General features: G+C 41.5%; 13 protein-coding genes. 6 read left to right on the top strand and 7 right to left on the bottom strand.

Annotated features, from left to right (window positions below; genetic code table 11):
• The first annotated feature begins 143 nt into the window (after positions 1-143).
• A complete protein-coding gene (locus tag ACFSMW_RS04590) occupies positions 144-1,058 on the top strand; it encodes an aldo/keto reductase (protein WP_390353408.1) in 915 nt (304 codons plus the stop codon).
• Between the two features lie 47 nt (positions 1,059-1,105).
• Here the strand turns inward: ACFSMW_RS04590 and ACFSMW_RS04585 are convergent, their stop codons facing one another.
• Positions 1,106-1,435, bottom strand: coding sequence for an iron-sulfur cluster biosynthesis family protein (locus ACFSMW_RS04585; protein ID WP_390353406.1), 330 nt, complete (start codon positions 1,433-1,435; stop codon positions 1,106-1,108).
• 15 nt (positions 1,436-1,450) lie between these two features.
• Positions 1,451-2,323 (bottom strand): SDR family NAD(P)-dependent oxidoreductase, encoded by an 873-nt coding sequence (locus ACFSMW_RS04580; RefSeq protein ID WP_390353404.1) that lies wholly within the window; start codon positions 2,321-2,323, stop codon positions 1,451-1,453.
• A gap of 159 nt (positions 2,324-2,482) precedes the next feature.
• On the opposite strand from ACFSMW_RS04580, the gene ACFSMW_RS04575 reads away from it, so the two are divergent.
• From ACFSMW_RS04575 to ACFSMW_RS04560, 4 genes are read left to right on the top strand one after another with little or no spacing between them, the layout of a single operon-like run.
• A complete protein-coding gene (locus ACFSMW_RS04575) occupies positions 2,483-3,214 on the top strand; it encodes a glycerophosphodiester phosphodiesterase family protein (protein WP_390353403.1) in 732 nt (243 codons plus the stop codon).
• 22 nt (positions 3,215-3,236) lie between these two features.
• Positions 3,237-4,253: an NADPH dehydrogenase NamA gene (namA, locus tag ACFSMW_RS04570; RefSeq protein ID WP_390353401.1), complete on the top strand. Its 1,017-nt coding sequence runs from the start codon at positions 3,237-3,239 to the stop codon at positions 4,251-4,253.
• Positions 4,254-4,273: 20 nt separating this feature from the next.
• Positions 4,274-5,194 carry a ribonuclease Z gene (gene rnz, locus ACFSMW_RS04565; RefSeq protein WP_390353399.1) on the top strand — a complete coding sequence of 307 codons (921 nt, stop codon included), beginning with the start codon at positions 4,274-4,276 and terminating at the stop codon, positions 5,192-5,194.
• A 15-nt stretch (positions 5,195-5,209) separates the two neighbouring features.
• Positions 5,210-6,580 carry an aldehyde dehydrogenase gene (locus ACFSMW_RS04560; RefSeq protein ID WP_390353398.1) on the top strand — a complete coding sequence of 457 codons (1,371 nt, stop codon included), beginning with the start codon at positions 5,210-5,212 and terminating at the stop codon, positions 6,578-6,580.
• Positions 6,581-6,628: 48 nt separating this feature from the next.
• Here the strand turns inward: ACFSMW_RS04560 and ACFSMW_RS04555 are convergent, their stop codons facing one another.
• The 3 genes from ACFSMW_RS04555 to mce all read right to left on the bottom strand — a co-directional run bounded on the left by ACFSMW_RS04555 (position 6,629) and on the right by mce (position 10,039).
• Positions 6,629-7,882: a DNA polymerase IV gene (locus ACFSMW_RS04555; protein ID WP_390353396.1), complete on the bottom strand. Its 1,254-nt coding sequence runs from the start codon at positions 7,880-7,882 to the stop codon at positions 6,629-6,631.
• A 418-nt stretch (positions 7,883-8,300) separates the two neighbouring features.
• Positions 8,301-9,425: a M20/M25/M40 family metallo-hydrolase gene (locus ACFSMW_RS04550; RefSeq protein ID WP_390353394.1), complete on the bottom strand. Its 1,125-nt coding sequence runs from the start codon at positions 9,423-9,425 to the stop codon at positions 8,301-8,303.
• 215 nt (positions 9,426-9,640) lie between these two features.
• Positions 9,641-10,039 (bottom strand): methylmalonyl-CoA epimerase, encoded by a 399-nt coding sequence (gene mce, locus ACFSMW_RS04545; RefSeq protein ID WP_390353392.1) that lies wholly within the window; start codon positions 10,037-10,039, stop codon positions 9,641-9,643.
• A gap of 123 nt (positions 10,040-10,162) precedes the next feature.
• Here mce and prli42 point away from each other — a divergent pair, with 123 nt between their 5' ends.
• On the top strand, positions 10,163-10,306 hold the full coding sequence (gene prli42, locus ACFSMW_RS04540) for a stressosome-associated protein Prli42 (RefSeq protein ID WP_390353390.1): 144 nt from the start codon (positions 10,163-10,165) through the stop codon (positions 10,304-10,306).
• Between the two features lie 44 nt (positions 10,307-10,350).
• Here prli42 and ACFSMW_RS04535 read toward each other — a convergent pair whose 3' ends face one another.
• Together ACFSMW_RS04535 and ACFSMW_RS04530 are read right to left on the bottom strand one after the other, a co-directional pair.
• On the bottom strand, positions 10,351-11,337 hold the full coding sequence (locus ACFSMW_RS04535) for an aromatic acid exporter family protein (RefSeq protein ID WP_390353388.1): 987 nt from the start codon (positions 11,335-11,337) through the stop codon (positions 10,351-10,353).
• Between the two features lie 136 nt (positions 11,338-11,473).
• Entirely contained in the window at positions 11,474-11,905 is a 432-nt protein-coding gene (locus ACFSMW_RS04530) for a BrxA/BrxB family bacilliredoxin (RefSeq protein WP_390353386.1), read from the bottom strand.
• Positions 11,906-11,979 lie beyond the last annotated feature (74 nt).

Raw genomic sequence — 11,979 nt, 5'->3', positions numbered from 1 at the left:
TTCTTCATTCTTTACTCTTATTTTAACATATTATTTTACACGCTATCTTTATACGGCAAAGTAAATGTTTTGTTTCACAAGTACGAACCCTTTATGATTAGATTACATCACATTGTACTACTTAGTATGAGGAGGAATTCTTGATGAAACGAAATCAGCTTGGTAAATCAGGTATCTATATTTCGGAGCTGACTCTGGGATGCATGTCCTTAGCCCCGGGCAAACAAGAATCTATGAGGATCATTGATGAAGCGCTGTATCATGGCATCAACCACCTCGACACGGCAGATTTATATGATTTTGGTGAAAATGAAAAAATGGTCGGCACAGCTATCAAAAACAAGCGTGAAGACCTTATCATCACATCAAAAGTCGGCAATCACTTCCATAAAGCAACAAAAGACTGGTTCTGGGATCCTTCTGCTTCTTATATTCAAAAAGCTGTAAAAGCTAGCCTGCAGCGCCTGCAAACGGACTATATCGATTTTTATATGTTGCATGGCGGTACACTGGACGACCCGATAGATGAAACGATTGCGGCCTTTGAATCATTGAAGAAAGAAGGGGTAATACGTGCTTATGGCATTTCGTCCATCAGGCCAAATGTAATTCGGGAATTTGTGAAAAAATCCAATATCGATGCTGTCATGCTTCAATACAGTATGCTCGACCGCCGTGCAGAGGAAGAGATAATCGATCTGTTAGAAGCAGAACAAATCAGCATACTTGCACGCGGACCGTTGGCAAAAGGCATCCTTACTGAAAAAGGAAAAGAAAAATTGTTCGATAAACATCCTGAAGGTTATTTAACGTATACCGTTGATGAATTACGTTCCATTCAGCTGGAATTGGAAAAGATTGCTGTGCAAGGAAAGTCTGTCAACCAGCTTGCCATACAATATATTCTTAGACAACCCGCTGTCGCCAGTGTTGTTTTTGGTGCTAGTTCTATCAATCAATTACATGAAAATATTGCAAGTCTTGCTCCAGTCAGCAAGAAGGTTTATGAACAACTGAGACACTTGACAAAGCAAAATAAATATACGAACCACCGCTAACATGAACATGAATGAAAACAGGACAAGACATCGTGCTAGTCCTGTTTTCATTCATGGAATAAACTACGTGGAGAAATGAAAGCGTTGAGTATTTCTCCCGCGCTGGACAGCCGAAACATACTATTTTTAAAATCCAATGCTAGTTCTTCACTAAAGAAAATAGCTTGCTGTTCAGGTACCCATATGGAAAATTCCGTACTGCTTGAATCGACCTTTCGATACGTATCTTTGACATCATTGGAGAAAATGATCCTATTTACTCCATTTACCCCGCATCCGCACCCTTCAATATCGTACCAAAGTACCAAATAATGATATTTCCCTTTATTTAATTCCCGTAATTTTTCGCTTGCATTTAACGTTAGTTTGAGTTTCACATTCATTCAACTCTTTCATTTTTTATTGAATTGTTTCTTTAACATAGTTTCCAAAAATCGTGGAGCAATCCCATGCATTCTGCTTGCAGCTTCCATCCACCAAGGTAAATTGATTTCTCTTTTTTTCTTAAAGAGGTTTTTTACAATTTTTTGTGCTACCTTATGCGGATCCAGCATATATCTTCTTACACTTTGACGATATTTCCCGCTCGGATCAGCATTATCAAAAAAGTTCGTGTTTACTGGGCCCAAATTGACAGTAGTTAAATGAATTCCTATGGGGGCCAGCTCCATTCGTAACGCATTGGAGAAACCAAGGACAGCATGTTTCGATGCAGCATAAACTGCCGACTTTGGTGTAGCCAGTTTCCCTGCCTGTGAAGCGATATTAATAATATGGCCATCCCCCTGAGTACTCGAAAACTGATTCAAGTATAGCATTGTCATTTGCATGAGTGCTTTCACATTCAACGAAAACACATCCTCAATTTCTCCCATACTGAATTCCTGTATTCCAGCAAATCTCCCTGCGCCGGCATTATTGATCAAAGCATTGATCTCCCCATTGTCCTCGAAGATAACTTCAGCGGTCGATTGAACGGCTGCTTCACTCTTTAAGTCAAGGGGGTAGACGGGACAATCGATTTGGTAATCCCTGTAGATGGTTTTGCACAATTCTCCCAGCTTATCGGCAGATCTTGCAATCAATATTGGCTTGCCTCCTGCTTTGGCGATTTCCTTGGCAAGTTGCGCGCCAATTCCACTGGAAGCCCCTGTCACGATAATTTTTTTATTGTTTAATCTATCATCAGTCATTCTGTTGCAATCCTCTCTGCCGTTTCGCTTGGCGTTGCATCCATTTTCCAATACAGACGTTTTTACCATCATTCTACCCGCATTCCTGCAGAAAGTCACATCCTCTGCGTCTGGTGTTTTTTGGCTGTACTATGCAAAGAATAAAGTATTTTCATGCTCAAACTAAACTCTGTTGCATCTTCTTTGACTTTCTGCCAAAAAACAAACACAATCATTAAAAGGGGTGAAGAAATGACAACTGTTATTTATGCACATCGCGGAGCAAGCGGCAAAGCTCCTGAAAATACCATGGCCGCATTTCGCATAGCATTATCTGAAGAAGCGGAAGGTATTGAAACTGACGTGCAGCTTACAAAAGACGGCGTGCCCGTTCTCATTCATGATGAACGTTTGAGGCGTACCACCGGAACCGGAGGGTATGTCAAGGACGTTACATACCAGCAAATCAAAGCGCTGAATGCCAATGCTGGCTTTCCAACCGAGGTGAATACCCCTGTTCCCTCACTGGAGGAATTCCTGGAATGGGCAAAAGATAAACCTTTACATTTAAATTTGGAGCTTAAAAATAATAAAATAACATATAGGCATCTGGAAGATATCGTGCTGAAACAGCTGGATGCTTACAATTTGCTGGACCGGACAGTCATTTCCAGTTTCAACCCACTTAGTTTAAAAAAATTGAAACAGATCAATCCAGATATAGAAACCGCATTGCTTACCGGAAGACGTTTTGCAAATCCGCTGGCAGCGGCCAAAGCAGCCGGCGCAGATGCACTGCATATAAAGACAACACTTCTCCATCTGAAGCTGGTAAAAGCCTGTCATAAAGAAGGCATCAAATTAAGGGTGTATACCCCAAACAGAAAGAGACGGCTTGTGCACTGCATGCTGCTTGGATGCGATGGTTTGATCACGGATTATCCGGATAAGGCAGTTGCGTGCCGCAAAATTTTAAAGCTTTAATTCACCATCGGGAGGAATAGATATGTCAAAACTATTTACACCAGTAACTATTCAAAATCTTACGTTGAAAAACAGAATCGCTATGTCACCTATGTGTATGTACTCGTGTGAAGATGAAGATGGGAAAATAACGGACTTTCACATGAGCCACTATGTCTCACGAGCAGTTGGACAAGTCGGTTTGATCATGACTGAGGCAACTGCGGTGCTTCCAGAAGGAAGAATCTCTCCACAGGATTTAGGCCTTTGGGATGATGGACAAATATCAGGGCTTAGTGTCTTGAATGAACAATTACACAGCTATGGTGCAAAAACCGGGATCCAGTTGGCACATGCAGGAAGGAAGGCGGTATTGGACGAGGACATTTTCGCCCCTTCTGCTATTCCATTTGATAAAGACGCTAAGAAACCGAATGAGATGACGGAAGCGGATATCCGAAAAACCATTGCAGCTTTCGGGAAAAGCGCATCAAGAGCAAAGCAAGCAGATTTTGACCTAATAGAAATCCATGCAGCTCATGGCTATTTGATCAATGAATTCCTGTCGCCGTTGTCTAATAAACGCTCTGATATGTATGGCGGCAATGCAGAGAATAGATATCGTTTTTTGAAAGAAATCATTCAGACCGTCAAGAAAGTATGGGACGGGCCTTTGTTTGTTCGTATTTCAGCCGATGAATATCACCAGGATGGCAATAGTCAGGAAGATATGATTTACTTTGCAAAAGAAATGAAGAAGGATGGCGTTCATCTCATTGATTGCAGTTCCGGAGGTGTTGTCCATGCGAAGATCGCTGTATTTCCCGGCTACCAAGTCAGGCGCTGTGAGCAGATCAAACATGAAACAGATATTCCCACCGGAGCAGTCGGCTTAATCACGAACGGCCTACAGGCAGAAGAAATTTTGCAGAATGAACGTGCAGATTTGGTCTTTGTTGGAAGAGCCTTGCTAAAGAATCCTTATTGGGCAAAAGCTGCTGCTGATGAACTGCAAGAGGAGATTACAGCACCTCGGCAATATGAACGAGGATGGAAATAAATATTGGCAGGTGAAACGAAATGGAATTGCTATTCCTAGGGACCGGTGCCGGCATTCCTTCCAAAGAACGAAATGTGACATCGATCGCTTTAAAGCTATTGCAAGAAGAAAACCACATCTGGCTTTTTGACTGCGGCGAAGCCACCCAGCACCAAATCATGCATACAACGATTAAACCAGGCAAAATCAATAAAATCTTTATCACCCATCTGCACGGTGATCATTTATTCGGATTGCCCGGATTTCTAAGCAGCAGGTCTTTTCAAGGCGGCAAGGAAGGTTTAACCGTCTATGGACCAAGAGGCATAAAAGAATTTATTCAAGTCAGCTTAGCTGTCAGTCAAGCACATCTAAACTATCCCCTTTCATTTGTTGAAATTGCGGATGGAATGGTTTTTGATGAGGAAAATTTCCAGGTGAAATGTATGAAGCTTGATCATGGCATCGACAGTTATGGTTTCCGCATTATGCAAAAAGATAGACCAGGTGAATTACTTGTCGATAAACTGAAACAGCTCGGAATTGAACCTGGTCCAATTTATAAACAAATAAAACAGAACGAAACGGTGGTCCTTCCAGAAGGAAGTATCATCGAAAGCAAAGACTTCATCGGACCGGCTAAGCGTGGTAAAATCATTACCATTCTGGGTGACACTAGGTCTTTACCGGAAGCCCACGGCCCTTTTGTCACTGATTCTGATATTTTGGTCCATGAAGCCACTTTTAACGCCATAAGTTCTGAAATGGCTAAAAATTACTTTCATTCTACAACGGTCCAGGCTGCAGAGCTTTCAAAACAATTTAACGTTAAAAAGCTGGTTCTTACTCACATCTCTTCCCGCTATCAGGCAGAGGATGTACCAGGCCTGCTGCAGGAATCCAGGGAGGTATTCCCCAATACGGAAATAGCCAGTGATTTTCACACTGTCCATATTTCTTAAAGAGGAGAGGTTAAAATGACAGATATCAAAAAAATAGTCGCTGAACAGCATGACTTATTTGCAACGGGGAAAACTTTGGCCCATCCGTTTCGTATGGAACAGTTAAAAAAATTAAAGACGATGTTGAAAGAAAACGAAGAAGCGCTGTACCAGGCGTTACGGAAAGATTTGAACAAATCACGCCAGGAATCACTGACAACAGAAATAGGTTTTCTCTATGCTGAAATTGATATGGCTGCGAAAAACCTTAGAAATTGGATGAAATCGGAAAAAGTGAGTACCCCTATCACTCACAAAGGAACTGCAAACTACATTGTGAAAGAACCATATGGCGTGACACTTGTGATTTCACCATGGAATTACCCGCTGCAATTAGCTATAGCTCCTGTTATCGGGGCAATCGCAGCTGGGAATACGACGGTTTTAAAACCGTCAGAGTATAGTCCTGCTACATCAGCATGTCTGGCTGAAATAATTTCTGAAGCCTTCGATCCAGCATTTTTTTGCGCAGTGCTGGGAGAGAAAGAAACGAGCGAAGCGTTGCTGAAAGAAAAATTCGATTACATTTTCTTTACCGGCAGCAGCACTGTGGGAAAAGCGGTAATGCGGGCCGCCAGCGAGCACTTGACACCTGTGACACTTGAACTTGGCGGCAAAAGTCCTGCCATTATCGATAAAGATGCCAAAATTGATGTAACAGCAAAAAGACTTGTATGGGGAAAGTTCACTAATGCCGGTCAAACCTGTGTCGCTCCAGATTATCTGTTCATCCATGAAAAGGTGAAAAATAAATTGCTGCGTTCCATGAAAAAACAAATGCGTGCACTTTATGGAAAAAATCCATTAGAAAATAAAAATTACACACGTATTGTGAATCAAAAGCACTTTCAGCGTCTGCAGCATTTCATGGATGACGGTAATATTCTACTTGGCGGAGCAATTGATGAAGAAAAACGCAAGATAGAACCAACTGTCATCGACCAGATAGACTGGGACAGTCCCATCATGCAGGAAGAAATTTTCGGACCGCTGTTGCCGGTTATTACTTTTCATAAGCTGAGCGAAGTAATCGAGATATTGAAAACAAAAGGAAAGCCTCTTGCTTTATACTATTTTGGGGAAGATGAGCAGAGTCAGCAGCAAGTGATAGAAAATGTTTCATTTGGCGGTGGCTGCATCAATGACACATTATACCATCTTGCTAATCCTTATTTACCCTTTGGGGGAGTTGGAGAAAGTGGTATGGGAGCGTATCATGGTAAATACAGTTTTGAAACTTTTTCCCATTCTAAAAGCATCATGAAGCAAACAACTAAATTTGACGTTGGATTGCGCTATCCTAACAGTAAAATCGGCAAAAGACTTATCCAAAAATTGTTTCATTGACAAAAGCTAAAGTGAAAGAGAATGCAATGCGTAATTGTGCATTCTCTTTCACTTTTTCTTTCTGAAATCATCTAGAAAGTCCTTTTGAAAACTCGTTCTCACTTGATTGTCTTCTTTGTGGTCAGTTTGCATTCTCCTGATGATGTTTTCTCCGTATTTCTTTGTCATTTCACCTATTACGCTCTCCAGCTTTGCTTTGTTTTCTTCCTGTTCATACGTAAATAAGTTTAATTGTTTCGCAGCAGCTGTTTTATCTTCAGCGTCGAGAACAGTGACACCTATAAGACGGACAGGATCCTGATTCCAGTGCTTCTGCAATAATTCGCCCGCGATTTGCACGATATCTTCTTTGCTATCAATAAAATTCGGCAGCTTTTTGCTTCTTGTAATGGTTTTGCGATCGTGGTAACGAATCATCAATTGAACTGTTTTACCAACTGCTTGTTTGCGCTGCAAACGTTTTTCCACATTTTCTGCAAGTTTGGAAATCAACTTTTGTATCTCGTTAAGATCTACTGTGTCCTCAGGCAAAGTCTGTGAACTGCCTATACTTTTAAATTCATGGACAGCATCTGGGTCAACTGGGTTGCTGTCGATTCCGTTCGCCCTATTTTGAAGTCTTTCGCCGTTGATGCCTAGCAGCCGCTTCAATTGGTACAAATCGGCGTGTGCCAAATCACCTATCGTATGGACCCCGATTCTTTCAAATTTTTCCGCTGTCTTGCTGCCCACGCCATACATTTCTCCAATAGCCAAGGGCCATAGTTTCTGGGGGATATCACGTTTTCGCAAAATGGTGATTCCAAGTGGTTTTTTCATATCTGAGGCCATCTTTGCCAAAAATTTATTCGGGGCAATCCCGATACTTGCTGGCAGATGAAGTTCTTGAAGAATGTTGTTCTGCAACTTATAAGCAAGTTCGACCGGATGTTGTTTCAAGGCTATTTCAGATAAATCCATATAGCCCTCATCTATCGATACAGGTTGAACTATCGGAGTAATCTCAGCAAGCATTCGAAACAGCTTTTCAGAGGCTGCGCGATATTTAGTGAAATCGGGACGCAGCACAATCAAATTTGGGCAAAGTCTTTTTGCTTCCCACAAGGGCATTGTCGTTTTAACTCCCTTTGCTCTCGCCTCATAACTGCTGGTGACAATAATGCCCTTTCTTTCCTGCGGGTTTCCGGCTATCGCCAATGGTTTCCCTTTTAGCTTAGGATTCGCGGCAACTTCAACCGAAGCGTAAAAACAGTTCATATCAATATGGAAAATGACTCGGGATCTATTCATACTACCAGCCATATCCTCCCCCCCTTGGTACAGTTTGCTAGAGAATCATCTGTTCCCATTATACCAGATTTTTTCATTTTTACTATGGCAGGGAGCTCCTGACCAACAGTGGAAAACGAAGAAAGATTAAGCAGCTATTCCCGCATTAAGTTGACGCTTCATCATCTAAAAGGACTGTACAAAAAAAACAAAAGTACGCTCTTATTCCGATAACCCGGATGCGCGCGCTTATTGAACATAAAGCGGTGGATTTTCCTTGTTGGCTAGGAAGCATATTTAGCGAAATATCCCTTGTTTTATTAAAAAAATCTCCCCTAACATTCCTATCCAGGAAAATTTGGGGAGATTTCGTTGTTAGTAAATAAATCTTGAACCAAAAAGCTTATTTCAGCAGTCCCAGTGGACTCCGGTGAATTTTCCGTTTACAGTTTTACTTAGCTGCTTCCGCTACAATGGCAGTGACAAGCTCACATACTTTTTCAAGTTCAGCAACAGGAATTCTTTCATTTGTAGTATGAATTTCTTCATAGCCGACAGAAAGGTTCACGGTTGGAATGCCATAACCTGCGATAACGTTGGCGTCACTTCCGCCTCCGCTTTGAACAAGCTCACTTTCTCTTCCAATCGACCTTGCTGCCGCCCTAGCTACTTCAACTACTTTATCTCCTGCCTGATGCTTGAACCCTGGGTACATTACCTGCACATCAAGTTCCACTTCGCCACCGAATTCTTCAGCAGCAGATCGAAATGCAGTTTTCATTTTTTCAACCTGTCTCTCCATTTTTTCAGGGACCAGCGATCTAGCCTCTGCTAAAATCTCTACGTAATCACAAACAATATTGGTTTGCTGACCGCCGCGAAAATAGCCGATATTAGCTGTTGTTTCAGCATCAATACGGCCAAGCGGCATATTTGCCACTGCCTTGGCTGCCAGTGTGATAGCTGAAACACCTTTTTCAGGAGCAACACCGGCATGTGCTGTTTTTCCTTTAACAGTAGCCAGTACTTTAGCCTGTGTCGGTGCTGCAACAACAATGTTTCCGACCGGACCGTCACTATCGATTGCGTAGCCATATTGCGCACGCAGCAATGATTCGTCCAGTGCTTTAGCACCAACAAGTCCTGACTCTTCTCCAACAGTAATAATGAACTGGATATCACCATGTTCAGTGTTATTTTCTTTCAAGCTTCTGATAGCTTCCAAGATCGCAGCCAAGCCTGCTTTGTCGTCAGATCCCAATATTGTTGTACCGTCTGAAACGATGTAACCATCTTTAATAGATGGTTTGATTTGATTGCCTGGTACTACAGTATCCATATGTGATGTGAAATATATGACATCAGCGTCTGTCTTGCGCCCTTTCAATGTACATATGAGATTGCCTGCGCCATGCCCTGTTTTCTCTTTTGCATCATCTTCTACGACTTCTAAGCCCAGTGCAGTGAACTTTTCTTTTAAAACAGCACAAATTTCAGCTTCGTTTTTCGTTTCTGAGTCCACTTTTACTAATTCCATGAATTCCTCGACCAGTCGTTCTGTATTGATTTCAACCATGATTCTTCTTCCCTTCATTTCATTGTGATTGCCCTAACAGTAAATAATAGATATTCATAATCATACCACCTACAACTTACCAGTTTCCAGTATAGAAACCTTTGCAACGCTAAAGAAGCATAGCGAATACCCAAGTCGTGGTCATGCAGCAAGGCTATTCATTAGTTTTCTGAATAAAAGTGGGTTTTTCAACTTTGAAAATGACTAGTTAACCTTTATGTATGTTGACATAATTCAAATAGTACACCATTGGCAGCCTCAGGATGTATAAATGCGATTTGACTATTATACGCTCCCTTTTTCGCCCGTTTATCAATCAGACGGACTTTTGATGCTGACAGCCGATCAAGCTGGCCATTTATTTCTTTCGTTTCAAGTGCGATATGATGAATTCCTTCACCTTTTTTCTGTATATACCGAAAAACAGCAGATGATTGACTTGTAGGTTCCAGTAATTCGATCCTTAGTCCACCACCTGCCAGAAAGACAGCATGGACATCCTCTCTTTCGATGTGCTCTGCGTGCTCGACTGTCATTCCAAGTATATTTGTATAAAAAGGCAGGGCTTTCGCAATGCTGTTAACCGCTATGCCGATATGCGCGATTTTATCCAAGACTGTTTTCCTCCAATGCATGCAGTGTCTTTCGCATACGAAGTTTTTTCTCCATTTTACCCTTGTCCGAATTTCTTATTCACGATAAAATACAAATATATAGTGAATAGGAGGTAAACATTGATGGGAGCGAAACAACAACAGATAGCAAAAGCACGTCCTGGAAAAAAGTCAAAACGTCAGCGCCGTATGCAACTCGTTGTATATATCATGATTATCGCCATGCTTTTATCTTCCATAACAACAGGACTCGTAATGTTTCTATAAGTTTCAACGAAGGAAAAAAACATGCATTGGCGTCCATAATACTTTTAATCCAAAGCTTTCTTTTTATGTTTTTTTCCTTCTGTTATATCACTTTTTTTAAATCTTTTTTTGATAAGCAAATAATCTTCAATTTCATGGAGCAGCCGAAATAGATTCGCTTTCGTTTCAAACTCTTCTCTTGTCTGGGGCAGCTCACTTTCATAAAAAGACTTCCTCAGATCTGCCAGTTCATCCAAAAACAAAATCGCAGTATTTCCCGGATGCACCGCCTCAGAAAGTTTCTCAAAAAAATCGGCGATTCTATCAGAAAATTTATCATGATTTGGCAATTTCGCTACAAGCGGCAACATGCGCTTCAGCAGTTCGAATTGCTTTTTGCGCATTACAAAGTAGTCATAATAAGTATGTTCGCTGCGCAGCATATGGTTCTCTTTATCTACCTCCGTAAGATCAGTGGCCTTCTCCAACATTTCCTCTGTTTGAGTTATTTCCTTGCCATCCCAGGTTTTATTATTGTTCCTAATATAAGCGGCAATTTCCAATAAGATAATCTGGAAATTCTGTTCCAATTTCCGCTGTTTTTCCTTAAAAGTTTTGTCCATGCTCGGCATATACACATTGACAAGCAGGCCAACACCGATTCCGACAAGAATCAGCATGAATTGATTGAACAAAAATGCGTAATCGATATGTTGGGAAATATACAAGTTGATGATGATCACAGAGCTTGTCATGATGCCTTGTGTGATCTTCATGACCACAGTAGTTGGAATAAAAATAGCCAGCATCAGACCAAGCACAATTGTGTTATATCCCAACAGTTCAAAAAATACAAAGGAAAACAGACTTGCAAGGACACACGCAAGAAATCTATCCCAAGCAGTTAGTACGGACCGCTTTCTTGAAGGCTGGATACATAGCATCGTCAATACTCCCGCTGTGGCAAAATTTTGCAGCCCCAGAAGTTGGGCGATAGTGATTGCGATTGGTGCGCCTATGGCTGTTTTAATTGTACGATAGCCAATCTTCACGACCCTATTTCTCTCCTTCAGAAGTTAATTTATATAGGCTCACGCCATCTGCAAATAAATCGGTTTGATTAACCAAAAATTAGGCTGCCCATCACAGCTACGGGGACAGCCTAAATATTTGCTAAGTATCTTCATATTATACTTCTTCGCAGTTCTCTTCGAAGATATTTTGAAGTTTTCCCATGACATCCATTGCGCTAAAACCCTCAATATCATGTCTTTCGAGCATGGTAACAATCTTGCCGTCTTTCAAGAAAGCGAAGGAAGGCGATGAAGGCGGGTACCCTTCAAAATATTCCCTTGCTTTCTCAGTAGCTTCTTTGTCTTGTCCGGCGAATACAGTAACCAGATTGTCCGGCCGTTTATCATAATGAATTGCGTTTGCTGCTGCTGGACGTGCAACACCGCCGGCACAGCCACAAACAGAATTGACCATGACCAGTGTGGTCCCAGGACGAGACATTGCATTTTCAACATCTGTTTCCGTTCTTAATTCTTCATAGCCCGCTTCGCGAATATCTTTACGTGCCGCGTCGACAACGTCGTTCATGAATAGGTTGAAATCCATGTGAATATTCATCCCCTTACTATTAGTAATTCATGCTTCAATGATAGCTTACCAATATTAGTGGTAAATATCAA

This window comes from Tigheibacillus halophilus (assembly GCF_042683165.1).
GTDB lineage: Bacteria > Bacillota > Bacilli > Bacillales > Amphibacillaceae > Tigheibacillus > Tigheibacillus halophilus.
Note: the sequence above shows the minus strand (reverse complement) of the source record. Positions and strands in the feature narration are given on the sequence as shown.

What these genes read in the sequence shown, in the direction of transcription:
- ACFSMW_RS04555 (WP_390353396.1), bottom strand. Translation starts at nt 7,882, where the DNA reads ATGGCTGGTAGTATGAATAGATCCCGAGTCATTTTCCATATTGATATG.
- ACFSMW_RS04560 (WP_390353398.1), top strand. Translation starts at nt 5,210, where the DNA reads ATGACAGATATCAAAAAAATAGTCGCTGAACAGCATGACTTATTTGCA.
- ACFSMW_RS04575 (WP_390353403.1), top strand. Translation starts at nt 2,483, where the DNA reads ATGACAACTGTTATTTATGCACATCGCGGAGCAAGCGGCAAAGCTCCT.
- namA (WP_390353401.1), top strand. Translation starts at nt 3,237, where the DNA reads ATGTCAAAACTATTTACACCAGTAACTATTCAAAATCTTACGTTGAAA.
- rnz (WP_390353399.1), top strand. Translation starts at nt 4,274, where the DNA reads ATGGAATTGCTATTCCTAGGGACCGGTGCCGGCATTCCTTCCAAAGAA.
- ACFSMW_RS04580 (WP_390353404.1), bottom strand. Translation starts at nt 2,323, where the DNA reads ATGATGGTAAAAACGTCTGTATTGGAAAATGGATGCAACGCCAAGCGA.
- ACFSMW_RS04550 (WP_390353394.1), bottom strand. Translation starts at nt 9,425, where the DNA reads ATGGTTGAAATCAATACAGAACGACTGGTCGAGGAATTCATGGAATTA.
- ACFSMW_RS04530 (WP_390353386.1), bottom strand. Translation starts at nt 11,905, where the DNA reads ATGGATTTCAACCTATTCATGAACGACGTTGTCGACGCGGCACGTAAA.
- prli42 (WP_390353390.1), top strand. Translation starts at nt 10,163, where the DNA reads ATGGGAGCGAAACAACAACAGATAGCAAAAGCACGTCCTGGAAAAAAG.
- ACFSMW_RS04590 (WP_390353408.1), top strand. Translation starts at nt 144, where the DNA reads ATGAAACGAAATCAGCTTGGTAAATCAGGTATCTATATTTCGGAGCTG.